Raw genomic sequence first — 25,052 nt, 5'->3', positions numbered from 1 at the left:
AACTCTCGCCCTTGTCTTTATTGCACCCTGAGAGTTCGCCCCGTGGCCAAATCCACCGCCGTTTTTCTGCCCCCCGCTTTCCTTGACGCCACCCGCGCCATCATGCCCGCCGAACTGGCGATGGACGATTTTATCGCCGCCTGCCAGCGCCCGCTGCGCCGCAGCCTGCGCGTCAACACGCTGAAAATCAGCGTCACCGACTTCCTGGCGCTGGTGCGGGACTACGACTGGCGATTGGAACCCATTCCCTGGTGCGCGGAAGGTTTCTGGATCGAGCGCGACGATGAAGAGCTGCGATTGGGCAGCGCCGCCGAACATTTGAGCGGCCTGTTCTACATTCAGGAGGCCAGCTCGATGCTGCCGGTCAGCGCGCTGTTCGCCGGCGGCGCAGCGCCCCATCGGGTGCTGGACGTGGCGGCCGCGCCGGGCTCCAAAACCACCCAGATAGCCGCGTTGATGGATAATCGGGGCGGCATCGTCGCCAACGAATACTCCGCCAGCCGGGTGAAAGTGCTGCACGCCAATATCAGCCGCTGCGGCGTGAAGAATACGGCGCTGACCCACTTCGATGGCCGGGTGTTCGGCGCCGCGCTGCCGGAGAGTTTTGACGCCATTCTGCTCGACGCCCCCTGCTCCGGCGAAGGCGTAGTGCGCAAAGATCCGGACGCCATGAGCAACTGGTCGCCGGAAAGCGTCGCCGAGATCGCCGCCACCCAGCGCGAGCTGATCGACAGCGCGTTTCATGCGCTGGCGCCGGGCGGCGTGATGGTTTATTCCACCTGCACCCTCAATGCGCAGGAAAATCAGCAGGTGGTGCGCTGGCTGCTGGACACCTATGGCGACGCGGTCAGCATCGAGCCGCTGGGTGAGCTGTTCCCCGGCGCCGACAAGGCGTTGACCGCCGAGGGCTTCCTGCACGTCTTCCCGCAGATTTACGACAGCGAAGGGTTTTTCGTCGCCCGCCTGCGTAAAAAACACGCCGTGGCGCCGTTGGCGAAGCCGACCTATAAAGTCGGTAAATTCCCGTTCAGCCCGCTGTCCGGCAAAGAGGCGGCGCTGATCGCCCAAGCCGCCGCCGCATCCGGCTTAACCTGGGGCGATGACAGCCGGCTGTGGGAGCGCGACAAGGAAATCTGGCTCTTCCCGGCCGCGCTGGAGCCGCTGTTCGGCAAAGTGCGCTTCTCGCGTATCGGCCTCAAGCTGGCGGAGCGCTTCCCGAAAGGGTTCCGTTGGCAGCACGAAGCGGCGATCGCCCTCGCGGGCGCCGACGGCAAACAGCATTACGAGCTGGACGCCGCGCTGGCCCAGGAGTGGTATCACGGCCGCGATCTCTACCCTGAGCAGCCGCCGGCGGGCGACGAGTGCATCGTCACCTATCAGGGGCAACCGCTGGGCATCGCCAAACGCATCGGCAGCCGCATCAAGAACAACCTGCCGCGCGAGCTGGTGCGCGACGGCGCGCTGGATTTTCACCTGTAATCGCCCTGGCGCCGGGGAGCCGCTTTCCCCGGCGATAAATAAAGATAACAATATTCCCATCACCATTCGTTATTATTCTAATCATTTCACCATCACGTTATTTCACCCGCGCACGCTTGCCCTGTGCCAATTAAAAAGTTTTGACCTTTGATAAAGACAATTTCACGTTCTTATCCTATTAATTTAAATGTAAGTAAATAAATGCGTGCAACTCAGCTCTGGGTGGCGTTTTTGCGGACTTTCTCTGACATGGCAAGGAATCATGATGAAAAAAACTCTGCTGGTTTTGCTCTCGTTAACACCTCTGCTGTGCATCAGTGGCGCAGCCAACGCAGCGGGCACCCTTCAGGGCACGGTGGGCGTGACAATGACCATCGGCGCCGGGTGCGTGGTCACCGGCGGCAACAGTTCCGGCACCACCAACGACTTTGGTTCCATCAGCTTCGGCACCTACTCGTCGCTGGCTAACGTCATCACCGCCAGCGCCACCGGCAGCGGCGGCACCGGCACCTTGGGGCTGAACTGCACCACCGGCACCAACTACACCGTGGCGCTGGACAACGGCCTCAACGCCTCCGGCAGCCAGCGGCGCATGGCCAGCAGCGTGCCCGCTTACATCAGCTATAACCTCTACCAGGACAGCGCCCACGCCGTGCCGTGGAACAGCACCACCGGCGTGCTGACCGGCACCGGCACCGGCTCGGCGGTCCCGTTGATCGTCTATGGTCTGGTGCCCGCCGCGGGCACCACCCCGGCGGCAGGCGCGTACAGCGATACCGTCACCATGACCGTCACCTGGTAAGCATGACGCGCCTGGCCGTCACCTGCATGCTGCTGTCGTTGGCAGGCGCTTGCCGCGCCGACGTCAGCACTGCGACGGTCGGCGTCAGCGCCACCTTGGTCAAATCCTGTGTCGCAGGCACCACCAGCGGCGGCAACACCACGTTCGGCACCTTTAACTTCGGCACGGTTTACTTCCTCAATACGGCAATAAAAGTGACCGGCCAGGCGAACGCCGGCGCACTGCAGATCAACTGCAACAACGGCACCAGTTACACGGTGCTGCTCAGCGGCGGACAGAGCGGCAATACCGCTTCGCGCTATCTGCAAAGCGCGGCGGGCGCCCGCGTGAACTACAACCTGTATACCAGCGCCAGCTACGCCACCGTCTGGGATAACGTCACCGGCGTGACGCAGACCGCCACCGGTCAAAGCGTCTGGCTGCCGGTGTACGGCATGATTCCGGTGCAGGCTACGCCGGCGACGGGCACTTATACGGACACGGTACAGGTGACGATAAATTGGTGATTAACGGAACGCTGCGCACCCTGCTGCTGACGGCGCTGCTTGGCGCTCCGGCGGCACATGCCGATACCGTCAGCCAGGGCTTCACGGTCAATGCTTCGATCATCAAAGGCTGCGTGCTCGGTAGCGGCGTCACCAACGTTACCTCGTTCGGCAGTATGAGCTTCGGCCAGGTGGCGTCTTTAAGCAGCCCGATAAAAATTGTCTCGAGCGCCGGCGCCGGCTCGATCCTTATCCGCTGCAACCCCGGGCTCAGCGTCACCCTGGGATTGAACGTCGGCAATAACGTGACCGGCTCCATCGCCGGCGGGCGCAAGCTGTTGAACTCGGTCACCTCGGAAACGCTGATTTACCAGCTCTACCAGGATGCCAACTACGCCGTTTTGTGGGGAGACGGCGGCAACGGCGGCGCCGCCCAAACCGTCTCCTCCACCGGCAGTACGCAGGAAATAAAAATCTACGCCAGTTTAATGGCGAGCAGCACCTTGCCCACCAGCGGCACCTACAACGATACGGTCTTAGTGACGGTGAGTTATTGAGCTTTTAAAAGGATCACATTATGCGTAGTACTCTGCTTCGCCTGCCTCTGCTGGCAGGATTGTTGTTAGCCGGCCAGCCGCAGGCCTTCGCCGCCGCCTCCATTCTGATTTGGCCCATCGATCCGGTTATTGAAGACAACCAGCAGGCGACGGCCCTGTGGCTGGAAAACCGCGACAGCAAGCCGGTTTACATGCAAATTCGCGTGCTGGGCTGGCAACAAACCGGCGGTAAGGACGATTACCGCAACCAGAGCGAGGTGCTCGCCAGCCCGCCGGTCGCCACCATTCTCCCCGGCAAACGCCAACTGATTCGCCTGATCAAGCAGACGCCGGCCGCCGCCGGACAAGAGCGGGCTTACCGCATCCTGGTCGATGAAGTGCCGATCAAAGATAAAGATGGCGCAGCGCCCGACAAAGGCGCGCAGATGGGGCTGAAATTCCAGAAGCGTTATTCGGTGCCGCTGTTCGTCAGCGGCAAAGGCGTCTGGACCAAGCAAGACTTCGAGCACCCGCGCGACTACGCCACCGCCAACCAGCCGAAGCTCAGCTACCGGCTGCTGCAACAAAACAGCCAGCGCTGGCTCGACGTACGCAACGACGGCATCGTGCATGCTCGTCTGTCGCAGGTCAGCATTCAGGGCAAGCCGCTCAACAACGGGCTGCTGGGCTATGTGCTGCCGGGTTCGCAAATGCGTTTCGCCCTGCCGCCGTCGGGCAGTTTTGCCGCCGGCAAGCTGCAGGCGATGGTCAACGACAACAAACAGCCCGTAACCCTCCCGTCTTACTGAGCCCGAGGCGCAGGTGATGCGGATGTCGCCATCGCCCTCACGCGGCATGCAGCTCAAGCCGCTGGCCCTGGCCGTACTCTGTATGGCGGTAGAACTGTGCCCGCCGCCTGCCGCCGCCGACGATTTGCCACCGCCGCCCCGCGCCGTCAGCATGCCGGATACCACGCTGTATCTGGAGCCGGTGGTGAACGGCCGCCCGACCGGCAAAGTCGTGCCGGTCGCCTACCGCGGCGGCCATTACTATTTAACGCCTCAGCAGCTGATCGATGCCGGCCTGCCGGTGACGGACAAACAGGTGAAAGAGATCGCCGTCGATCAACTGGATAAGGTCGACGTCACCTACAGCGGCGAAACGCAGCAGTTGCTGATCTCGGTGCCCAACGACTGGCTCCCCAGGCAAACCCTCGGCGACGCCAACCCGGAGCAGCGGCTGCCGGCGCAAAGCAGCCTGGGCTTCTTGCTGAATTACGACGCCTACATCAGCCAAAGCGGTGGGCGCGGCAATCCGGGCTATTTTTCCGCCTGGAGCGAACAGCGCCTGTTCGACGGCTTCGGCGTTATCGCCAACACCGGCATTTTCCGCAGCAGCTTCAACGGCGAGACCGCCGCGCAGCAGAACAATCGCTATATCCGCTACGACAGCAGCTGGCGCTACAGCGACGACGACACCATGCTCAGCTATACCGCCGGCGATCTCACGACCGGCTCGCTGCCCTGGACCAGTTCGGTGCGCATCGGCGGTCTGCAGGTAGCGCGTAATTTCGCCACGCGGCCGGATCTCATTACCTACCCGCTGCCGCAGTTCTCCGGCCAGGCCGCCGTGCCGAGCAGCGTCGATCTGTACATCAACAGCTATAAAAACACCTCCGCCAACGTGAATCCCGGCCCGTTCACCCTGAATACCGTGCCCTACATCAACGGCGCCGGTCAGGCGACGGTGGTGACGACCGATGCGCTCGGCCGCCAGATCAGCACGACGGTGCCGTTCTATGTCGCCAGTTCGCTGCTGCAGGCCGGGTTGAGCGATTTCAGCCTGTCGGCAGGCGCGCTGCGCCAAAACTACGGTTACCGATCCGCGGACTACGGCCAGTGGGTGGCCAGCGGCAGCGGGCGTTACGGCGTCACCGACTGGCTCACGATCGAAGGACGGGCGGAAGGTGCGGCGGCGTTGGCGGTCACCGGCGCCGGCGCCGGCGTGCGCATCGGGCAGTTAGGGGTGCTCAACGCCTCCTACAGCTACAGCCAGGCGGGCCGCGACGCTTTCAACGCCCCTCCGGTTACGCCGCGGTATTACGATCCGGTCACCGGCCAACCGGTGCAGCAACCGGATGCCGGTCCGGTCTATCAGTACGCCGGCCGCCACGGCGATCAAACCAGCCTGAGCTACACCTACAGCAATCAGTATTTCAGCCTCAACGCTCAACGGGTGCTGCGCAGCGCGGACTTTGGCGATCTATCCACCTACAAGAGCAGCTATCGGCTGAGCCGCCGCACCGATCAGCTGACCGGCAGCATCGGCCTGAGCCGCTTCGGCAGCCTGGGCGCCGGTTATTTCGACGTGCGCGACGCCATCGGCCAGCGCACTCGCCTGGTCAACCTGTCGTACAGCCTGACGCTGTGGCGCAACATCAGCCTGTACGCCTCGGCGAACCGCGAGATTGGCGGTGACGGTTACAGCTCTCAGCTGCAGATCAGCATTCCGTTCGATACCTGGGGCACCGCCAACGTCAGCACCGCCCGCGACGCCGGCAACCGCTGGAGCGAACGCGTGGCTTACAGCCGCGCCGCGCCGACCGACGGCGGTTTCGGTTGGAATCTGGCCTATGCCGGCGGCCAGGGCAGCAACAGCGATTATCGTCAGGCGGATGTGACCTGGCGCACCTCGCTGTTGGAAACCCGCGCCGGGCTGTATGGCAACCGTAACGACTACACCCGCTGGGGCGAAGTCAGCGGTTCTCTGGTGGCGATGAACGGCGGCGTTTATGCCACCAACACCATCAACGATGCCTTCGCGCTGGTATCGACCGACGGCTACGCCGGCATTCCGGTCAGCTACGAGAACCAGCGCATCGGCGTCACCAACGACAAAGGTTATCTGCTGGTGCCCACCGTCACCTCGTATTACCACGCCAAGTTCCAAATCGACCCGCTCAATTTACCGGCGGACGTTAACCTGCCGGCGGTCGAAAAAACCGTCGCCATCCGCGATCACAGCGGCTACCTGGTCGAATTCCCCGTCCAGCGCCTGTCCGCCGCCGACGTCGAGCTGGTCGATGCGCAAGGCAAACCGCTGGCCAACGGCAGCCAGGTGGCGGTGCTCGGCGGCAATCAACAAAGCTACGTCGGGTGGGATGGCATGACCTATATCGATCCGGTGCAGCAACACAACCGGTTAAGCGTAATCCCGGCCGACGGCGGCCCGCCGTGCCAGGTCAGTTTCAGCCTGGCCAACCCGCAGGGGCTGCAACGCGTCGGCCCTCTCGTCTGCCAGTAACACACGGAGAAGAAGAATGATGTCTCGGCAAGTGAAAATCTTTTTGGCGGCGCTGCTGTTGATGTGTGGACAACGCGCGCTGGCGGACTGCGCCACCACCAACGGCACGGTTACCCTGCCCAGCAGCAACTCCTTCGCCGTCTACAACGGCCAGATAAGCGCCCAAGGCACTGCGGGGCTGAACTGCACCGGGCTCGGGCTCAATTTGCTGACGCAAAACACCGTCACGGTCAAGATCGCTTCCACCACCAACAACATGGCTCTGCTGAACGGCAACGGCTCAGGCGATAAAATTTCTTATTTGATCTACCCGGATTCGAACTACCAGTACCCGTATAGCGTCGGCCAGACCATCGATTACAGCTCGCTGAATCTGCTGTCGCTGATCCTGATCTCTTCCAACGTCAACTTTCCGGTGTATATCAAAACCGTCGTCGGCGCGAACGTCAGCGCCGGCACCTATACCGATACCATCAACCTGGTGTGGAACTACCATATCTGCGGCCTGGGCCTGATAGGGCTTTGCATCTGGTGGGACGGCACCAATCAACCCAGCACCGTGACCGTCACCGCGGTCATCACCAAGAGTTGCCTGATCAACACCGCCAACAACGTCAACTTCGGCAGCATGGCCTTAGTGGGGCAATTCAATCCGATCAACCAAAGCATCACGCTGACCTGCACCAAATCCCAGTCTTACAGCTCCTACTTCACCAACGGCAACAACCCGATCACCGGCTGGCGGCAAATGCTCAGCGGCACCAGCAACTTCCTGCAGTATCAGATCTATTTGCCCAATACCAGCACCGTGTGGAGCAGCACCAACGCGCAAAGCGGCACCGGCACTGGCCTGGCGCAAAGCATCCCCTTTACCGCCGCCGTCAATCCGGCGCAAACCGAAGTGCCGGTCGGCACCTATCAGGATAACGTCAGCTATGTCGTGACTTACTAGCGCAGCCGCTAGCCGCCCGGCCGAATGTTGCCAGAGTGTATTTTTTATGTGGCATTTTTTGCTCATTTGGCTATGCTCATACCGATGACCTGACTGGTCTAACCTCCTACCACATCATTGAGCAAGGAGTTCCCATGAGCAAAACCGTCGTAAAAATTGGCAGCTTCGAGGTCGATGACGCGCATCTTCACGCCACCGCCGACCGTGCAGGCACCCTGAGCATCCCCTGCAAGTCCGATCCGGATCTGTGCATGCAGCTCGACGGCTGGGATGAACACACCAGCATTCCGGCCATCCTCAACGGTAAGCAGTCGCTGCTGTACAAGCAACACTACGATCGACAGACGGACGCCTGGGTGATGCGGGTGGCATGAAAATGCATCCAGTCGGCTGACGACGCGCTGCTTTCATCAGAAACAGCGCGTTTTTTTATGCGATGGCGATGCCGCGGCCGGCAAAGAAGTGGGCGAAGCGGTTGAGTGACAGCTGTACTCGCTCGCGCGTCGCCGGGCTGTCGCCCGAAGGATTATGGAAGGTCACGCTTTGCGCATCGGCGGCGGTGATCAACACCAAATGCCCGCCCCGCTGCGGCGGTATGCTCTCGGGCCGGCGAATGGCGGGATGCACCGAGGCGATAAAGTAGCGGCATTCATGAAGCAGCGCCGGCACATCGGCGGCCGCCAACCCCACCTTCACCTCCGCCTGCAGCGCGAACTGCTCGCGCACATACTCGACGAACGGCGCGTAAATCAGTCCTTTTATCCGCTCGTTCTCACGCACATAGGCGCCATAAGGCAGGCTGCGGCGCGCCAGTTCCAGCAGCGGCGGCGCTGCGCCGTCGCGGTGGCCCAGCACCATTTTCAGGCAGGCCATGCCGCACACGTGGTTGGCCCATTCGACGTACTCCGCCCGATCGCGGGCACCGCTGCGCGCCCAATTCTCGTCTTGCGCCAACGTCGCGCGGCCGGCGATCAGATCGGCGGCCATCTCCGGGCTCGCCCACTGGCACTCGTAGGGAACGGCGCGCATCAGTTTAGAACTTGTCGACGACTTTGAAATTCATCAGCACCAGCGTCATGTCCGGCGAGAACAGATCGTACTCTTCGAAGAAGCGCTGCAGCTCTTTGCGCCAATGCGCCAGCGAACGATCGCCCTCGCCTTCGGCAAAGGCGTGCGCTTCATCGACCTGATCGTATGTTTTCATTTCCACCGCGGTCAGCTCAACCGCGCAGACCGGCTCTCCCTGGCCGTCCACCACCAGGAACCGATCGCCGGCCTGTGGGATGCCCTCGCCGTCCAGGTTGGAGCAGGTCGCCGTTTTGGTGCCGTTCAAAATCAATTGCACCACTTCATCGGCCTGCTGTTCGGTATCGCCGAACGCCCAGCGCTCAAGGTGCTCGTATTTCTGTGGAATTGCCGTCGCCATGATTATACCTTTTGGAAAAATGCCTCAATGCAGACAGGATAGTACAACGTATTGGCGGCCGTCTGCATCCGTCACAAGCGCGACTGCGCGTTATGCCAGCGCCGTCTTTACGAGTTTTTACCGTTCTTCGCTGTGCCTTCAGCGCTACGGGGCGCATACTGTGAACATTATTCACTCAATGGCAACGCCAGACGGCAACATGCGGCAAGACGATTTCGATGCTGACGATACCTTCAGCGATTTACTCAACAGCGTCGCGTTGGCGACGCTGTTGCTCATCGCCATCGCCGGCGGATGGTATTTCAGTTAAGAGAGGGCGACGTGGCGACAAAACGCATGGGCAACAAGCTCAGTAAAATGGTGGTGGTGCTGCTGCTGATCTGCCTGGCGTTGTTGCTGTTGCGTTGGGCGGCGATAGCGTTCGGTTAATCCCATAAAACGACGCCGGCCAACCGCCGGCGCCCTGCTCACCGCCGCGGCGCCGCGGTCGGTTCCAGTAACTCGCGCAAATAGGCCAGACGCGCTTCCCCCTGTGGCAACCAGCGACGGCACAGCCAATGTTGCGTTTCACCCGTGCGGCTGAGGCGGTAGTACTCCGCCAAGGTTTCGACCCAGTTCATGTTGTGATCTCCTGCTTTTCGACACCGCAAGTATTGAGCGCAAAAACCAGAAGAAATACTGATGGCTTGTTTTTTATGCTTCCTGTTTTTGGCCGTCGGTAGCGAAGCCGCAGTTCAACTGCTACATTGGGCGAAAATCAACCCACCGAGGTGTAGGCCATGACGTTCTCGGAACAGGAGATTAAACCCGTATGGGATGAAGTCGCGCGCCTGATCGGCGACAGCGTGATGCAGCTGCGCCATCGCGGCGAGGCGCTGTCGGTGGAAACGCTGGAGAAACATCTGGCGCGGCAGCTGGCCGAGAGCAACGACATCGAACGGCGTATCCTGCTCGGCGCCGCCATCAACATGCTGAAAGGCGGAAAATGAATCGCCAACCGAAAAGGTTGGCGATCCGACAGAAGCCCGAGGTATGCAAGCCCGGCCTTCTGCGCGCTACTATGTCACGCTAATATGACGTAATTAATAGGAATTGTCGGGTTTTTGCCCAAAATGCCCTATTTTTGTTGCCTGCCTTACGCCAACACGAAATCGCCGGCATCCAGCGGCTGCCCCACCACTTTCACCAGGAAATCGTTGCCGTCAAAGGCGCCGCCCAGGTTGATCGCCACATCGCTGACGTGATTTTGCGCATCGTAGCTCAGCTTCGCCTCGCCCGCCTTGCCGCTGAACTGATCGACGAAGCGGATGCCGTCGGCGCTGCCGGTGTTGAACAGCGTCAGATCGATCTTGTCCTCGCCGCGCACGAAGTCGCGGATCCAATCCGGCGCCGTCGCCGTCGACTCATCCGCCGCGAAGTAGACGAAGGTGTCCTTGCCGGCGCCGCCCCACAGCTGATCCGCCCCTTTACCGCCGTACAACACGTCATCACCCGCGCCGCCCTTGAGCACGTTATCGGCGGCGTTCCCGACCAGCACATCGTTACCCGACCCGCCGATGGCGTTTTCAATCGTTACGCCCGCCGCGATCGACACGTTGCCTTTCAGGCCGCCAACGTCCGAGAACGCCTTTTCATTCAGGTTGATGCGCTGATTTTGGCCGAAGCCGGAGAAGTCGAAGGTGTCGTTGCCGCCGGCATCCCAGGCGGTGAAGATTATCTTGTCCTGCGCACCGGTGGCGGTGAGGAAGTCGCGATCGGTGTTGGAATTGAAACCGTAAACCGTGTCGCCGGTGCGGGTGTTCATGTTGGCGCCGTAGAAATGCTGGATCGCCGTGATGTCATTGAGCAACGGCCCGGAAGAGTACGCGCCTTTAAAGTCCTGCCCGGTGTTGCTTTCGCTGAAATAGCTCATCAGGCTGTGGGCGCGGCTGTCTTCGAAGTAGGTCGCGTCTTTAGCGTAGGTGATGCTGACGCCCGGCGCGGCGTTATAGTCGCCCGGGTGCTGCAACCCCAGCGCATGACCGATCTCATGGGTGAAGGTCTGGCGGCCGTACTCGTTTTCATGGATCTGGTTGTTGACGAAGGTGTGGTTCTTGGCGTTATACCAGGTTTGACCGGCGACCGAAGGCGATGAATCCGGGTTATACGCAAAGGCATAGGAGCCGCGCGAGCTGTAATCGAACAGACCGAATTTGATGTTGGCGGCGGCGGTGTTGCTGGTCTCGGTGAAGGTGATGTTGGCCACGTCGGACCATGACTGCAGCGCCAGTTTGGCCTGCTCGCGCTGTTCCGCGTTAAAGCTGCTGAAGCCGCTGATGCTCATGCTCGACATATTGCCCGGCGCCTTTTCCCAGAAGCTGTAGGTCAGGGAGACCGGCTTTTCGGTCACGCCCTTGTCGTGCCAACTGCGATCGCCGCGCACCAGTTCCAGGCCGGCATTCTCGAACGTTTTCGACGGATGAAGCACGGTAATGGTATCGTCTTCATCGGGTTTATAAGCGCCCAGCAGGGCTAATACGCCTTCGGCCTTAACGGAAGCATTGCTTGATGACATAACCTTATCTCCATATTCGTCAATTCAATCGGGGGGATGCCCCAACTGGCGGATTGCCTGAACGGCAGCGGCCCGGTGTTGATTCAATACGGGGATATCGGTAATGCGCTGGCGCCTTCCATCGGCACTCTGAATGAGAACGATAATCCCTTAAGAGAAGAGAATAGACACATTTTACCGAGAACAGATTTTTCTTATCAAAAGTGTGACAGGGATTTTCCGCCATGCGAATGATTTTCAAGGTAATAATCAGCATTATCACGATGTCGAAAAAAGTATAAAAAAACCGGGGCAATCCAACCCCGGCTATCCATAACACACTCTGGACTCAGACTAACCAACCGAGCAACAGCGTCGCGCCAATGACCGTGGAAGCGCCGCCGATGCGCGTAGCGATTTGGGCGAACGGCATCAGCCCCATGCGGTTGGACGCCGACAGGATCGCCACGTCGCCGGTGCCGCCCAGGCCGCTGTGACAGCAGGTGACGATCGCCGCTTCCACCGGGAACATCTTCAGGTAAGGCGCAATCAGGAAACTGACCAACCCCATCGACAGCACCACCGAGCCGCAGACCACCACATAGCCGACCGAAAACACCGCAACCACGCTTTCCAGCGGCACGTACAACATGCCCAGACCGATCATCAGCGGCCACACCAACGCGGTGGAGACGAACTTATAGAAACTGTGCGCGCCGGTCTCCATCGAAGCCGGGATCACCCGGCAGTATTTGCACAGCACCGCGAACAGGATCATCAGCACCGGGCCAGGGATATGCACGATATGCTCGAACAGGCCGCCGACGATAAAGAAGGCGCAGATCACCAGCAGCCCGCCGCCCATTAGTTGGAAATCGACGTTGCCGCTTTGTTCCTTGATGGCGAACATCGCGTTCTCCTGCGCCGAACGGATCAGCATGCCGTCGCCGCTCAGCGCCTTGCGCTGCATGCCGACGCGCGCCAGCACCCCGGCGGTCACGATGGCGAAGATATTACCCAGCACCGCCGCCGGCGCCAGCTGCGCGACGTAGACGTCCGGTGTCGATCCCAGGATCGCCGAATAGGCCAACGACAGCGGTAAAATGCCCTCGCCGATGCCGCCGCCGATGATCGGCACGATGATAAAGAAGAAGGTGTGATAGAAGGTGAAGCCGAACAGTTTCCCCACCAGCAGCCCGGTGATCACCGCCGTGACCGTGCCCACCACCAGCGGCACGAACATGCGAATCATCCCCTGGATCAGGATCACCCGGTTCATGCCGAGAATGCTGCCGACCACCAGACTGGCGATGACGAAATAAAGCAGGTTGGCGTCTTTCATCAGCAGATGGACGGTGCCCATGACGTTGGGCTGGAACACGTTGAAGTAGACCAGCACCGACGGCACCATCAAACACAGAATGGCCGGCCCGCCGATATCGCGCAGCACGGGAATGCTTTTACCCAACTGCGCCAACGCAAAGCCCAGCGTCATTATCACCGCCAGGCCGCCGATCATATTCTTCGGCAGGAAGTTGGCGTAGGCGGAAATCGCCACGATGGCGCAAATCGTGATAAACAACGCGATCGGCACCGCACCGATATCTATTTGACGAAGTTGATTAATTAATCCTGATGATTCGGACGATGCCGTATTTTTATCACAGGCTATTTCTGCATTTATCTGTTTCATTATTCACCCTGCTGACAAGCGTACAGTACGGTTAGATTCACCTAGCGCAACAATCCCGCCATAGCCAAGTGAAAACAACTAATTACAAAAATCCTATTGCGGATTTCGCTTTTTCTAATAAGAAATAAAACAGTAGACAGCACTGACAATATGATAAAAAATAAAAATGCAAAACTAAATTACGCTGAGGGAATTCAATATTGTGACCCTCCGCCAAGGTTGGTTTTAATTAATTATCGTCAGCATTTTGTAATTAAAGTAATCAGGCTTAAATTCGCTGCTATGCTATAGGAGGGCGAAAAAGCCCCCTGCTTTATTAATAAAGAACCGGAAACGCCATTAGCTGAATCCGGTCAGCTTGATCCGAACCTTAATCCCGCGCGCGGCACCGTACGGGAAAAAGGCATAATATGACTCATAAGGAAGTAGAATATGTCTTCACGCGCTGTTACCCCACAAACCCTCGCTCGCTACGGCATCCATCAGGCCGCCGACATCGTCTATAACCCCAGCTATGAATTGCTGTTCGCTGAAGAGACCCGCGCCGACCTGCCGCCGCTGGAACGCGGCACCCTCACCCAACTGGGTGCGGTCAACGTCGCGACCGGCGAATTTACCGGCCGTTCGCCGAAAGACAAATACATCGTGCGCGACGACACCACGCGCGACACCGTCTGGTGGTCCGACAACGGTACCGGCAAGAACGACAACCAGCCGCTGTCGCCGGAAGTCTGGCAGCATCTGAAGACGCTGGTGGGCAACCAGCTCTCCGGCAAGCGTCTGTTCGTGGTGGATGCCTTCTGCGGCGCCAACGCCGATACGCGCCTGAAGGTGCGCTTCATCACCGAGGTGGCCTGGCAGGCGCACTTCGTGAAAAACATGTTTATCCGCCCAAGCGACGCCGAGCTGGCGGACTTTGAGCCGGACTTCGTGGTGTTGAACGGCGCCAAATGCACCAACCCGGACTGGCAACAGCAAGGGCTGCACTCGGAAAACTTCGTCGCTTTCAACCTGACCGAGCGCATGCAGCTGATCGGCGGCACCTGGTACGGCGGCGAGATGAAGAAAGGCCTGTTCTCGATCATGAACTATCTGCTGCCGCTGAAGGGCATCGCCTCGATGCACTGCTCGGCCAACGTCGGCGAGCAAGGCGACGTCGCGGTGTTCTTTGGCCTGTCCGGCACCGGCAAAACCACCCTCTCCACCGATCCGAAACGCCAACTGATCGGCGATGACGAGCACGGCTGGGACGACGACGGCGTGTTCAACTTCGAAGGCGGCTGCTACGCCAAAACCATCAAGCTGTCGCCGCAGGCGGAGCCGGAAATCTATCAGGCGATCCGCCGCGATGCGCTGCTCGAAAACGTCACCGTGCGGGCCGACGGCAGCATCGACTTCGACGACGCCAGCAAAACCGAGAACACCCGCGTCTCTTACCCGATTTATCACATCGAGAACATCGTCAAACCGGTGTCCAAAGCCGACCACGCGCGCAAGATCATCTTCCTGACCGCCGACGCCTTCGGCGTGCTGCCGCCGGTGTCGCGCCTGACGCCGGAGCAGACCCAATACCACTTCCTGTCCGGCTTCACCGCCAAGCTGGCCGGCACCGAGCGCGGCATCACCGCCCCGACGCCGACCTTCTCCGCCTGCTTCGGCGCCGCGTTCCTGACGCTGCACCCGACGCAATACGCTGAAGTGCTGGTGAAACGCATGGAGGCCGCCGGCGCCCAGGCTTACCTGGTCAACACCGGCTGGAACGGCAGCGGCAAGCGTATCTCGATCAAAGATACGCGCGGCATCATCGACGCCATCTTGAATGGCGACATTGAGCAGGCCGACACCTTCACGCTGCCGATCTTCGGGCTGGCAGTGCCGACCGCGCTGCCGGGCGTCGATCCGTCGATCCTCGATCCGCGCAAAACCTACGCCGACGAATCGCTGTGGCAGGAGAAAGCGCAGGATCTGGCGCAGCGCTTTATCGATAACTTCGCCAAATATACCGTCACCCAGGCGGGCGAAAAACTGGTGAACGCCGGGCCGAAGCTGTAACGCAGACGTTTTGCATCCTGCTGTTTAAGGGCCGAACTTTCGGCCCTTTCTTGTTTTCATCTTTTCATCCTTCCGCCAGCAAACCCGGCATCACCAGCGCCACCGCCGCCGCGATGCGCTCGTCGATCGCGCTGCCGGGCGGCAACAGCCCCAGGGTCATCTGCCGCAGCGGTTCGGCGATGGCCATCGCCAACAGCAGATCGCTGGTTTGCGCCCAGTCGCGCTCACGCAGCCACCCGCACTGCTGCTGGCGCCGCAGCCAGTCCGCCACCGTCGCCCGTCCGCGCAGAATGCCGTTGCGCTGATAGCTGTCCAGCAGCGCCTCGCGCCCCGGAAACTCGCTTTGCAACAGCCGAAACATCCCCACCGCTTCGGCGCTCAATACCTGCTGCGCCACCGCCTTCAGCCCTTTTTCCAACAGCGGCGCCACCGCCTCCCACCGCCCGGCATCCTGGGCGAAGGCCGGCTGAAACGCCTCGGTCCAGCCGCTCACCGCCTGCGCCACCAGTTCGTCGCGATTGGCCGCAAAGCGATACAGGGTTTTTTTAGCCACCCCGGCGCGTTTCGCCACCGCATCCACCGTTGCCGCGGCATAGCCGCCGTCGAGCAACAGCGCCAGCGTCGCCTGCGCCAACGCGGCGCGCAGCGCCGTTTCCGGCGTGGCCGGCCGGCCGCGAGCACGCAGCGGTTCTTCATTCGGGTTCGCCATATTTATTCCTCACAAGCATTGACAGACTCAGCATAGCGGCATAGTTTTATTTTGGAAACACAATTCGTTTCCAAAATAAAACAGGAACCCATTATGACACATCCTTCCCTGCTGGCGCCGTGGGGCGTTAACGATATCAACGAGTTGCTCAAACCTGAACCGCTGCGGCTGGAGATGGGGCTGAGTCGCAGCGCCGACGGTTTGCTGACCGTCGCGGTCCGTACCGATCTGCACGGCTGCAAGGGGCGCATGCTGGACTGGTGGTTCACCTTCTTTGAGAACACGCAGCACATCAACTGGTGGCACCCGCACGATCACGTCGAACATCGCGGCTGGGACCGCCATTGGAAAAAAGGGGAAAGCTACGTCGGCGCCAGCATCGAAGCGGTCGAATGGCTGGCGGAGCTGCCACCGGTCGCGGCGCGCCTCAAATTCCACGCCGCCGAGGACTTCTTCGCGCCGCAACCGCTGCGCCAGGCGCGTGACGCGCAGGCGCTCTCCGCCGCCGTGTGCGCGCGCATCGGCTTCGGCGACCAGGTGGCGTTGGATGACAACGGCGATCCCTGCGACGGCGAAATGCTGCATCTGGCGCGCGATACGCCCTACGGGTGCGTGCTGCGCAGCCGTTTTCTGTTGGGTAAAGCCTGCGCCAACGCCCACGACGAACTGTCGGACGACATCGGGTTTAACCTGATGCGCCACTGCTACAACGAGTTCAGCTATCTGGCGCAGTTCCTGCCGTCGCTGTACTACGCCGAAAACGGCCGCGAGCCGGCGCCGTTGCTCTGGTGAATCGCGCCTCACAGTTCCCGCTGAAATCAATTGATTGTTTTGTCGTATAAATTTAGAACTGACGAACAATAAATCAAAAGTATGGGAACGGGGATGAATCAACAGACTCTCGACGCGCGCCGCTCGCGTCAGGCGTTGCTGGCCGGCTCGGTCGGCAACTTTATCGAATGGTACGAGTTCGGGGTGTACGGGTTCCTGGCCACCGTTATCGCCGCCAATTTTTTCACGCTGCAGGGTGAAAATGAAATCACCAGCCTGATCCTCACCTACGCCGCCTTCGCGCTGGCGTTTTTCTGCCGGCCGATCGGCGCGGTGATCTTCGGCCGCATCGGCGATCGCATCGGCCGTCGTCCGACGCTGATTGCGGTCCTGCTGCTGATGACGCTGGCGACGGCGTTGATCGGCGTCATGCCGACCTATGCCTCGATCGGCGTCGCCGCCCCGCTGCTGCTGACGCTGCTGCGTATGTTCCAGGGGCTGTTCGCCGGCGGCGAATTCGGCGGCGCCGTGTCGCTGATGACCGAGTTCGCCCCAAAGGGCAAGCGCGGGCTGTTCGGCGCCTGGCAATCGCTGACCGTCGCGCTCGGCCTGTTGGCCGGCGCCGGGCTGGTGGCGCTGCTGGCTGCGCTGCTGAGCGTGCAGCAGTTGCATGACTGGGGCTGGCGCATTCCCTTCCTGCTGGCGCTGCCGATGGGCGCCGTGGCGCTGTGGCTGCGGCTCAAGCTTGAGGAAACGCCGACGTTTACCCAGGCGCAGCACGCCGCGGAGCACACCGCCGCGCCGCCGGAAGCGAAGCTGGGCGGCGTGGTGAAAACCATTCTGGTCGGCATCGGCCGCATGATGGGCTGGTCGGCCGCCGGCTATACCTTCCTGGTGGTGATGCCTTCCTATTTGCAAACCTCGCTGCACGCCACCTTCCAACAGGCGCTGGTGGCGACGGTGCTGGCCAACGTCGGTTTCGCCCTGACCATCCTGCCGGCGGGCATCATCAGCGACAGGCTGGGACGAAAAACGGTGATGCTGACAGCCGTGGCGGCGGTGATCCTGTTCACCTTCCCGCTGCTGCACCTGTTGCAGGATGCGCAGAGCTCACTGTGGATCAAAGGGCTGGCAGTCATGATCGCCGGCGCCGTGGTCGGCCTGCTGGCCGGTCCCGGCCCGGCGATGCTGGCGGAGATGTTCCCGACCCGGGTGCGCTATACCGGCCTGGGGCTGGCTTACTCGCTGTCCAATGCGGTGTTTTCCGGCTCGGCCGGGCTGATTATCACCGGCCTCATCAAACAGACCGGCAATATCGACATTCCCGCCTACTATGTGGTCGCCACGTCGGTGGTCAGCCTGTTTGCGCTGATGACGCTGCGCCGCGACGATCATCTGCGCTCGCTGAACGAACGTTAATCCTCCGGGGGCGCATCGCCCCCATTCCAACTAGTGATAATGATCACAACGCAAGAATGTTAACGTTAACTTTTGTGATTAACATCGCATGAGTGATAACTGACAGCTTCATCCATCCGCGAGTTAACGTTAACAATAGAGCTAACTTCACTCACCGGGGCCCTACCCATGAACCGCGAAACTAAAAAATATTACGTGCTGCTCAGCGGCCTGCTGTTCTTCTTTTTCTTCACCTGGTCTTCCAGCTTTTCGCTGATCTCGCTATGGCTGAATCAAAAGATCGGGCTGAAAGGCGCCGAGACCGGCCTGATCTTCTCCGCCATCTCGCTGGTGGCGCTGTGCGCACAGCCGTTGTACGGCTTTATTCAGGACAAACTTGGGCTGCGCAAACACCTGCTGCAGTTTCTCGGCGTGATGCTGCTGCTGACCGGCCCATTCTTTATCTACGTTTATGCCCCGCTGCTGGCGAGCAGCCTGCCGCTCGGCGCTTTGGTCGGCGGGGTGTTCATCGGCGCGACCTTCTTCGCCGGCATCGGCGCGCTGGAGTCTTATACCGAGCGCGTCAGCCGCATCAGCGGTTTCGAGTTCGGCCGCGCCCGCATGTGGGGCTCGCTCGGCTGGGCCAGCGCCACCTTTGTGGCCGGTTTTATCTTCAATATCAACCCGAACATCAATTTCTGGCTGGCCTCCGCCGCCGCCGTGGTGTTCCTGTTGCTGCTCAGTCAGGTGCGCGAGCTGAAGCCGAACGCCATGGCCGGCCTGGCGTTCGGCAAACCGGAGAACCTGCGGCTGCAGGACGCGCTGGCGCTGCTGCGCATGCCGGGCTTCTGGGCGCTGGTAGTGTTTGTGCTGGGGATCAGCGTATACAACGTTTTCGATCAGCAATTTTCTGTCTACTTCGCTTCACAGTTCGCTTCTCGCGCACAGGGCAACGAGATGTACGGTTTTCTCAACTCGCTGCAGGTCTTCCTCGAAGCCGGCGGCATGTTCCTGGCCCCGCTGCTGGTGAACCGTATCGGCGCCAAGCAGGGGCTGTTGCTGGCGGGCAGCGTGATGGCGCTGCGCATGTTCGGTTCCGGGTTGGTCAGCGGCGCCCTGATGATCTCCGCCATGAAACTGCTGCACGCCGTAGAATTGCCAATCCTGCTGATCGCTATCTTCAAATACATCGCCAGCCGCTTCGACAGCCGACTCTCCTCCACGCTGTACCTGGTAGGCTTCCAGTTCATCACCCAGGTGATGGCCAGCTTCCTGTCGCCGCTGGCGGGCTACGGTTATGACCGCATCGGCTTTGCCGACACCTATCTGCTGATGGGCTGCGCGGTCGCCGTCACCACGCTTGTCTCCTGTTTCTTGCTGCGCGGCGAACGCTCCGCCACGGCAACGCCCTTTCCATCCGCCATTAAATCAAGTGAGTCTGTCCAATGAACACTGCTTTAGCTCAAGCCGACCATGCGGTCGAAGCCCTGCGCGCAGAGCGCCGAGACGATTATTATCCGCAGTTCCATCTCGCACCGGCCGCCGGCTGGATCAACGATCCCAACGGCCTGATCTGTATTGACGGCGTCTATCATGCGTTCTTCCAACATCATCCCCATAGCGAGCACTGGGGGCCCATGCACTGGGGGCATGCGACCAGCCGCGATCTGATACGCTGGCAGCACCAACCCATCGCCCTGGCGCCCGATGCGCCCTATGACCAAGACGGTTGTTTTTCCGGCTGCGCCGTGGATGACAACGGCGTGCTGACGCTGCTTTACACCGGCCACGTGTGGTTGGGCGAACCCGGTGACGACAGCCAGGTGCGGGAAGTGCAATGTCTGGCCACCAGCGAAGACGGCATACGCTTCGTCAAACACGGGCCGGTGCTGGCCCCGCCGGACGGCATTCAGCATTTTCGCGATCCGAAAGTCTGGTGCGAGAACGGCGAATGGTGGCTGGTGGTCGGCGCCAAAGAAAACGGCCTGGGCCAGGTGCGCCTGTACCGCTCAGCCGACCTGCGCGCCTGGCGCTTCGATCGGGTGCTGGCCGGCGCGCAAACGGCGCATCAGGGCTATATGTGGGAATGCCCGGATTTCTTCCCGCTGGGGGAGCAACACCTGCTGCTGTTTTCGCCGCAGGGGCTGGCGGCGCAGGGCTACCGCTACCGCAATCGCTTCCAGAGCGGCTATCTGCTCGGCCATTGGCGGCCGGACGGCGACTTTACGGTAACGCAGCCCTTCTGCGAGCTGGATGCCGGCCACGATTTCTATGCGCCGCAGACCTTCACCGCCGCCGACGGCCGTCGGTTGCTGTTTGCCTGGATGGATATGTGGGAATCACCGATGCCCAGCAAAGCGCACCGCTGGGCCGGCGCCCTCACCCTGCCACGCGAGCTGACGCTGGCCGCCGACGGCAGCGTCCGCATGAATCCGGCGCGTGAACTGGCGGCGTTGCGCCGAGGATCGCAGACGTTGTCGGCGCAGACGCTGACCAATCAGCATCTGCCGCTGACGAACGATATGCAGGAGCTCATCCTGACGTTGAGACCGGCCGACAGCGACGCCGAGCGGTACGGGCTGGCCATTGGGAGTGCGGCGCGGCTGTTCGTCGACAATCAGTCACACCGACTGGTGCTGGAGCGTTTTAATGAACACCCGGCGCTGTGCACCTGCCGCAGTGTGCCGCTGCCGGAGGGTGACATCCTGTCGCTGCGGATCTTTATCGATCGCTCCTCGCTGGAGATCTTCGTTAATCAGGGGCAGGCCTGCCTGACCAGCCGCATCTATCCGACGGCGGGCGATCGCCGCCTCAGCCTGTTCGCCGAAGGCGGCCAGGCGCTGTTCGAGCCCATCACGGGATGGCAGTTGGCAAGCATCTGGGGGTAATGGGAATGAGCACCGGGCGCGCAGCGATGCCCCCGGTGCGCTTACAGCGAACCACGTTCCAGCAGCGGGCAAGGCACTTTCACCGTATCACGCTGTTCCCGCCGCTCAATCACATGCAGCGCCGCAAGGCGACCCAGTTCATAATGCGGCAGCTGCACCGTCGTCAATGCAGGCAGGAACAGCTCGCCGGTGCCGACCATATTGTCGTAGCCCAGCACCGCCACCTGCTGCGGTATCCGCCAACCTTGCGCCAGCAATACCTGATACGCCAGAAACGCTATCCGATCGTTCCCACACACCACGACATCGCAATCGCGCCGGCCGGCGGAAAAATGCCGCTCCAGCAACGCTACGCAGTCGCGATAGCTTTGATCGCCGGCGCTCAGATCGAGATGATACTGCCGCAGCTGTTCAACATCGCGCCCCGCTTCGCGCCAGGCGCGTTCCAGACCGCGGCGGCGCAGCCCCGCCGCCAGCGTATCCGCCGGTAAATGAATGCACAAAGGCGCGCGATAGCCTTTGGCGATCAGCGTGCGCGTCGCGTCATACTGCCCTTGCTCATCATCAGGAATGTAGCTGGCGATCGAATGCGCCGGGCTGACGCAGTTGGCCAACACCAGCTTTTTGTCCAGCAGTTTGGCCGGCAGCGTCACCTCACGCAGCCCCATCGTGGTGAAGATCACCCCATCCGGCCGATGCGCCAGCAGCAGATCGACGGTCTGTTCGGCGTTGTCGTCGGCGAACAGGTTGACGACGAAGCTGTTCCAGCCGCGCTCGCGCGCGGTTTTCTCAATCGACAGGATCATTTCCACCGAGAACGGCGTCGTGGCGGTATCCAGCGCCAGCACGCCGAGCGTCTGCACGCGATTTCCGTCACCGCGAATACGCCGCGCCGACAGATCCGGCACATAGTCCAACCGATCGATAGCCTGTTTGACGCGGCGGTAGGTTTCCGGCCGCAGCTTGCCGGGATCATTGATGGCGCGGGACACCGTCATCAACGAGACTCCGGCAAGTTTTGCGACGTCTTTCAGCGAAGCCATGCGCCCTTCTTTATGATTAATGGGAAAAAGTGAATAATCCCATAACCGGGCGCAGGACTCTACTCTGCGTTAACGGGGTGTGATGTCCGCCCACAGGATGGCGCTGCCGGCCCTCAACGGCGCCACGTCGCCCCCCGCCGCCGATGCCGTCCACCAGACGCCCTCGCGCGCGCTCAGTTCGCCGCCCCCCGGCAGCGACCAGAGCCCGCTCAGCACATACAGCACCCCCGCCCGCCCCGGCGGCAAGGTTAGCGGCTCGGCGCTGCGTTGCACCTGCGCCGCTAGCCGGCCGCGGCGCGTCATGATGTTGAAATCCTGACTGGCGCCGCCCAGCAGCGTCGCTTCCAGCGCCACGTCGCCGGAAAAGGCGAACGGCTCCCCGATACGCGCCAACTGATGGTCGATATGCCCGGCGCTGAACAGCCGCACGCCGTCGCCTTCCAGCAGCGTGATCGAACGATCGATGCCCGCAAAGGCGGAAAACGGCCCGTCCTGTGCGATGGTGGCGATGCTGGCGCGCCAGTCGAAATCCGGCTCGCCCGGCGGCCAACTGACGATTTCACGGGTTTCCCCGCCGCCGTTGCGCCACGGGCTGACCGGCAACCCAGCGAAATTAAAACGGGTCAGGCTCATCACGCCTCCTGCTGAAAGGTTTTCAGCACCTGCAGGAAATCGGCGCTGCTCTGCTGCTGCAGCGCGTGCCGCCCCTGCTCGATCACCTGTCGGCCGCCGACGAACACGTCGCGAATTTGCTCTTTGCCGCCGGCGAACAGCCAGCGGTTGAGGATCGAGGCATCCGGCGCCGCCGACAAATACGGATCGTCGCCGTCCAGCACCAGCCAGTCGGCGCGATAGCCGCTCTGCAAGCGGCCGATCGGCGCGCCACACGCCTGCGCGCCGCCTTGCAGCGCCTGGTGATACAGCACATCGCCCACCGCCGGTTGCTGCGGTGTCGTCAGGCGATGCGGCGCTGATCGCGCAGCCGCTGACCATATTCAAACCAGCGCAGCTCTTCCACCACGTTGAGCGAAACGTGGCTGTCGGAGCCGATGCCCCAACGCCCCTGCTGCTGCAGATAGACGTCGCCGGGGAAAATGCCGTCGCCGAGGTTGGCTTCGGTGGTCGGGCACAGGCCGGCCACCGCGCGACTGCGCGCCAGCGCTTCCAGCTCGTCGCGATCCAGATGGGTGGCGTGCACCAGGCACCAGCGCTGATCCACCGGCAGATGGTCATACAGCCAGGCCACCGGTCGCTGCCCGCTCCACGCCAGGCAGTCGTTCACCTCTTTTTGCTGCTCGGCGATATGAATATGCACCGGCAAGGTGCGATCCGACGCGGCCAAAATCTGTTGCATCTGGCCAAGTTCCACCGCGCGCAGCGAATGGAAACACAGACCGTGATTCTGCAACGGGCGATCCGCCAGTTGGCGAGCAATCACCTGCTGCTGTTGCAGATAGCCTTCGGCATCCTGGATAAACCGTTTCTGCCCCGGCTGGGCCGGCTGGGCGCCAAAACCGGCGTAGCTGTACAGCACCGGCAGCATCGTCATGCCGATGCCGGCCTGATGCGCGGCCGCGCTGAGGCGGCCGGTCATCTCACCGCGATCGGCGTAAGGCTTGCCGTCGGCGTCGTGATGCAGGTAGTGGAATTCGGCCACCTGGGTATATCCGCCCTTGAGCATTTCGATATACAGTTGACGGGCGACCACCTCCACCTGCTCCGGCGTCAGGCGCTGCACCAGCCGATACATCAGATCGCGCCAGGTCCAGAAGCTGTCCTGCGGGTTGCCCGCCACTTCCGCCACCCCGGCCATCGCGCGCTGAAAGGCGTGGGAGTGCAGGTTCGGCATGCCCGGCACCGCATCGCCGTGCAGCCGGGTGCAGCCTTGCGGTTCAGCGTTGGCGGTAACTTGAGTCAGATAACCTTGCGCATCGACGTCCAGCCGGACGTTATGCGCCCAGCCCTCAGGGAGCAAAGCGCGTGGGGCAAAATAAGCAGGCATGGCAGTATTCCACGGTTAATGTAACGGCGAATAAGGCGCGGCGATGGCGCGTCTTCAGGAATTTTTGGCGGTCGCCGGCAAGTTTCTGGCGCGACGGCCACTAGTTGTATATACATATACATACGCCGACATCAACAGTAAACTGGTGTTATTATTTTTTTATTTGACGAGGTTAACGTCGTGGCTGAACAACAGACCGTGTTACAACTGGCGGCTGCAATGAGCGATGCCCCCGCCCCGATCTACCAACGGGTCAAACAGGCGATCGTGAATCAAATCCGTGCGGGGCACTGGCAACCGCACCAGCGCGTGCCCTCCGAAAGTGAACTGGTGGCGGAACTGGGCGTCAGCCGCATGACCATCAACCGCGCGCTGCGCGAGCTGACCAGCGAAGGTTTTCTGATCCGCATGCAGGGCGTCGGCACCTTCGTCGCCGAAGCCAAGGCGCACACCGCGCTGCTTGAAGTGCACAACATCGCCGATGAGATCGCCGCGCGCGGTCATCGCCACAGCAGCAAAATCCTCGAGCTGAAGGCCCGCCCGGCCAGCGAGGAAGAGGCGGCGGCGCTCGGCATCCAGCCAGGCCAACGGCTGTTCTATTCGCAGATCGTGCATTACGAAAACGACGTGCCGGTGCAGGTGGAAGACCGCTGCGTCAATCCGCTGGTAGCGCCGGATTACCTGAAGCAGGATTTCGACCGCGTCACGCCCTACACCTATCTGACGCAGGCCGCGCCGCTGACCGCCGGCGAACACATCGTCGAAGCGGTGATCCCGACCCGACGTGAACGCGAGCTGCTGCAGCTGGAGGACCACGAACCCGGCCTGCTGATCCACCGCCGCACCTGGTCCGGCAAAACCGTGGTGACCTCGGCCCGGCTGCTGTACCCCGGCAGCCGTTACCAGCTGTTCGGCCGCTTCACCAGCGAAGTCTGATCCCCGGCGGGCGCCCCTGCGCCCGCATCTCCGCGGTCGATCAC

The 25,052-nt window shown here is 61.3% G+C and carries 25 protein-coding genes and 1 pseudogene; 17 read left to right on the top strand and 9 right to left on the bottom strand.

What is annotated here, in order from left to right:
- Positions 1-42 precede the first annotated feature (42 nt).
- From rsmF to SERRSCBI_RS10010, 8 genes are all read left to right on the top strand, one after another.
- A complete protein-coding gene (rsmF, locus tag SERRSCBI_RS10045) occupies positions 43-1,479 on the top strand; it encodes a 16S rRNA (cytosine(1407)-C(5))-methyltransferase RsmF (RefSeq protein ID WP_042784324.1) in 1,437 nt (478 codons plus the stop codon).
- A gap of 265 nt (positions 1,480-1,744) precedes the next feature.
- On the top strand, positions 1,745-2,281 hold the full coding sequence (locus tag SERRSCBI_RS10040; RefSeq protein ID WP_042784323.1) for a spore coat protein U domain-containing protein: 537 nt from the start codon (positions 1,745-1,747) through the stop codon (positions 2,279-2,281).
- 2 nt (positions 2,282-2,283) lie between these two features.
- A complete protein-coding gene (locus SERRSCBI_RS10035) occupies positions 2,284-2,787 on the top strand; it encodes a spore coat U domain-containing protein (RefSeq protein ID WP_033642839.1) in 504 nt (167 codons plus the stop codon).
- Between the two features lie 20 nt (positions 2,788-2,807).
- A complete protein-coding gene (locus SERRSCBI_RS10030; protein ID WP_049866716.1) occupies positions 2,808-3,323 on the top strand; it encodes a spore coat U domain-containing protein in 516 nt (171 codons plus the stop codon).
- Between the two features lie 20 nt (positions 3,324-3,343).
- Positions 3,344-4,111, top strand: a complete 768-nt coding sequence (locus SERRSCBI_RS10025) for a molecular chaperone (RefSeq protein ID WP_042784321.1) — start codon at positions 3,344-3,346, stop codon at positions 4,109-4,111.
- A gap of 22 nt (positions 4,112-4,133) precedes the next feature.
- Positions 4,134-6,605, top strand: a complete 2,472-nt coding sequence (locus SERRSCBI_RS10020; RefSeq protein ID WP_369795922.1) for a fimbria/pilus outer membrane usher protein — start codon at positions 4,134-4,136, stop codon at positions 6,603-6,605.
- Between the two features lie 16 nt (positions 6,606-6,621).
- Complete coding sequence (locus tag SERRSCBI_RS10015; protein ID WP_197666332.1) at positions 6,622-7,557, top strand: spore coat protein U domain-containing protein; 936 nt, start codon at positions 6,622-6,624, stop codon at positions 7,555-7,557.
- Between the two features lie 134 nt (positions 7,558-7,691).
- On the top strand, positions 7,692-7,931 hold the full coding sequence (locus SERRSCBI_RS10010; protein ID WP_033652110.1) for a YebV family protein: 240 nt from the start codon (positions 7,692-7,694) through the stop codon (positions 7,929-7,931).
- 55 nt (positions 7,932-7,986) lie between these two features.
- Here SERRSCBI_RS10010 and SERRSCBI_RS10005 read toward each other — a convergent pair whose 3' ends face one another.
- Complete coding sequence (locus SERRSCBI_RS10005; RefSeq protein WP_042784320.1) at positions 7,987-8,586, bottom strand: C39 family peptidase; 600 nt, start codon at positions 8,584-8,586, stop codon at positions 7,987-7,989.
- A gap of 4 nt (positions 8,587-8,590) precedes the next feature.
- The gene (locus tag SERRSCBI_RS10000; protein WP_042784319.1) at positions 8,591-8,983 is read right to left on the bottom strand and encodes an ASCH domain-containing protein; all 393 of its coding nucleotides are present in this window, start codon (positions 8,981-8,983) and stop codon (positions 8,591-8,593) included.
- Between the two features lie 160 nt (positions 8,984-9,143).
- On the opposite strand from SERRSCBI_RS10000, the gene SERRSCBI_RS24710 reads away from it, so the two are divergent.
- Positions 9,144-9,293 carry a hypothetical protein gene (locus tag SERRSCBI_RS24710; RefSeq protein WP_156965095.1) on the top strand — a complete coding sequence of 50 codons (150 nt, stop codon included), beginning with the start codon at positions 9,144-9,146 and terminating at the stop codon, positions 9,291-9,293.
- A gap of 26 nt (positions 9,294-9,319) precedes the next feature.
- Complete coding sequence (gene yniD, locus SERRSCBI_RS25060; protein WP_016928013.1) at positions 9,320-9,412, top strand: small membrane protein YniD; 93 nt, start codon at positions 9,320-9,322, stop codon at positions 9,410-9,412.
- Between the two features lie 38 nt (positions 9,413-9,450).
- Here the strand turns inward: yniD and SERRSCBI_RS24910 are convergent, their stop codons facing one another.
- Entirely contained in the window at positions 9,451-9,603 is a 153-nt protein-coding gene (locus tag SERRSCBI_RS24910) for a hypothetical protein (protein WP_162837208.1), read from the bottom strand.
- Positions 9,604-9,762: 159 nt separating this feature from the next.
- On the opposite strand from SERRSCBI_RS24910, the gene SERRSCBI_RS09995 reads away from it, so the two are divergent.
- The gene (locus SERRSCBI_RS09995) at positions 9,763-9,972 is read left to right on the top strand and encodes a hypothetical protein (RefSeq protein ID WP_033642834.1); all 210 of its coding nucleotides are present in this window, start codon (positions 9,763-9,765) and stop codon (positions 9,970-9,972) included.
- A 146-nt stretch (positions 9,973-10,118) separates the two neighbouring features.
- On the opposite strand, the gene SERRSCBI_RS09990 is transcribed toward SERRSCBI_RS09995, so the two are convergent.
- The gene (locus tag SERRSCBI_RS09990; RefSeq protein ID WP_042784318.1) at positions 10,119-11,537 is read right to left on the bottom strand and encodes a serralysin family metalloprotease; all 1,419 of its coding nucleotides are present in this window, start codon (positions 11,535-11,537) and stop codon (positions 10,119-10,121) included.
- A gap of 328 nt (positions 11,538-11,865) precedes the next feature.
- Entirely contained in the window at positions 11,866-13,209 is a 1,344-nt protein-coding gene (locus SERRSCBI_RS09985) for a 2-hydroxycarboxylate transporter family protein (RefSeq protein WP_042784317.1), read from the bottom strand.
- 432 nt (positions 13,210-13,641) lie between these two features.
- Here SERRSCBI_RS09985 and pckA point away from each other — a divergent pair, with 432 nt between their 5' ends.
- Positions 13,642-15,261 (top strand): phosphoenolpyruvate carboxykinase (ATP), encoded by a 1,620-nt coding sequence (gene pckA, locus SERRSCBI_RS09980; RefSeq protein ID WP_042784315.1) that lies wholly within the window; start codon positions 13,642-13,644, stop codon positions 15,259-15,261.
- Between the two features lie 64 nt (positions 15,262-15,325).
- On the opposite strand, the gene SERRSCBI_RS09975 is transcribed toward pckA, so the two are convergent.
- Positions 15,326-15,970 (bottom strand): TetR/AcrR family transcriptional regulator, encoded by a 645-nt coding sequence (locus SERRSCBI_RS09975; RefSeq protein WP_042784314.1) that lies wholly within the window; start codon positions 15,968-15,970, stop codon positions 15,326-15,328.
- Positions 15,971-16,063: 93 nt separating this feature from the next.
- Here SERRSCBI_RS09975 and SERRSCBI_RS09970 point away from each other — a divergent pair, with 93 nt between their 5' ends.
- The 4 genes from SERRSCBI_RS09970 (at position 16,064) to SERRSCBI_RS09955 (ending at position 21,027) form a co-directional block, all read left to right on the top strand.
- Positions 16,064-16,762 (top strand): DAPG hydrolase family protein, encoded by a 699-nt coding sequence (locus SERRSCBI_RS09970; protein ID WP_025302572.1) that lies wholly within the window; start codon positions 16,064-16,066, stop codon positions 16,760-16,762.
- Positions 16,763-16,855: 93 nt separating this feature from the next.
- Positions 16,856-18,160: an MFS transporter gene (locus SERRSCBI_RS09965; RefSeq protein ID WP_042784313.1), complete on the top strand. Its 1,305-nt coding sequence runs from the start codon at positions 16,856-16,858 to the stop codon at positions 18,158-18,160.
- 168 nt (positions 18,161-18,328) lie between these two features.
- Positions 18,329-19,588 (top strand): MFS transporter, encoded by a 1,260-nt coding sequence (locus tag SERRSCBI_RS09960; protein WP_042784312.1) that lies wholly within the window; start codon positions 18,329-18,331, stop codon positions 19,586-19,588.
- On the top strand, positions 19,585-21,027 hold the full coding sequence (locus SERRSCBI_RS09955) for a glycoside hydrolase family 32 protein (protein ID WP_042784310.1): 1,443 nt from the start codon (positions 19,585-19,587) through the stop codon (positions 21,025-21,027). Before SERRSCBI_RS09960 ends, SERRSCBI_RS09955 begins: the two co-directional genes overlap by 4 nt.
- A 41-nt stretch (positions 21,028-21,068) precedes the next feature.
- Here the strand turns inward: SERRSCBI_RS09955 and SERRSCBI_RS09950 are convergent, their stop codons facing one another.
- The 3 genes and pseudogenes from SERRSCBI_RS09950 to SERRSCBI_RS09940 all read right to left on the bottom strand — a co-directional run bounded on the left by SERRSCBI_RS09950 (position 21,069) and on the right by SERRSCBI_RS09940 (position 24,072).
- Positions 21,069-22,070, bottom strand: coding sequence for a LacI family DNA-binding transcriptional regulator (locus SERRSCBI_RS09950; protein ID WP_033652100.1), 1,002 nt, complete (start codon positions 22,068-22,070; stop codon positions 21,069-21,071).
- A gap of 69 nt (positions 22,071-22,139) precedes the next feature.
- Positions 22,140-22,703 carry a HutD family protein gene (locus SERRSCBI_RS09945; RefSeq protein WP_033652099.1) on the bottom strand — a complete coding sequence of 188 codons (564 nt, stop codon included), beginning with the start codon at positions 22,701-22,703 and terminating at the stop codon, positions 22,140-22,142.
- Positions 22,703-24,072 (bottom strand): annotated as a pseudogene (locus SERRSCBI_RS09940) (formimidoylglutamate deiminase). The gene SERRSCBI_RS09945 and the pseudogene SERRSCBI_RS09940 overlap by 1 nt, the downstream one beginning before the upstream one ends.
- Before the next feature lie 180 nt (positions 24,073-24,252).
- Between SERRSCBI_RS09940 and hutC the strand changes: the two are divergent.
- Positions 24,253-25,008 (top strand): histidine utilization repressor, encoded by a 756-nt coding sequence (hutC, locus tag SERRSCBI_RS09935; protein ID WP_033652097.1) that lies wholly within the window; start codon positions 24,253-24,255, stop codon positions 25,006-25,008.
- Positions 25,009-25,052 lie beyond the last annotated feature (44 nt).

Origin of the sequence: Serratia sp. SCBI (assembly GCF_000747565.1) — a bacterium.
Taxonomy (GTDB): Bacteria; Pseudomonadota; Gammaproteobacteria; order Enterobacterales; family Enterobacteriaceae; genus Serratia; species Serratia ureilytica.
The sequence above is the reverse complement of the archived record's forward strand: the minus strand, read 5'-3'. Positions and strand labels throughout refer to the sequence as shown.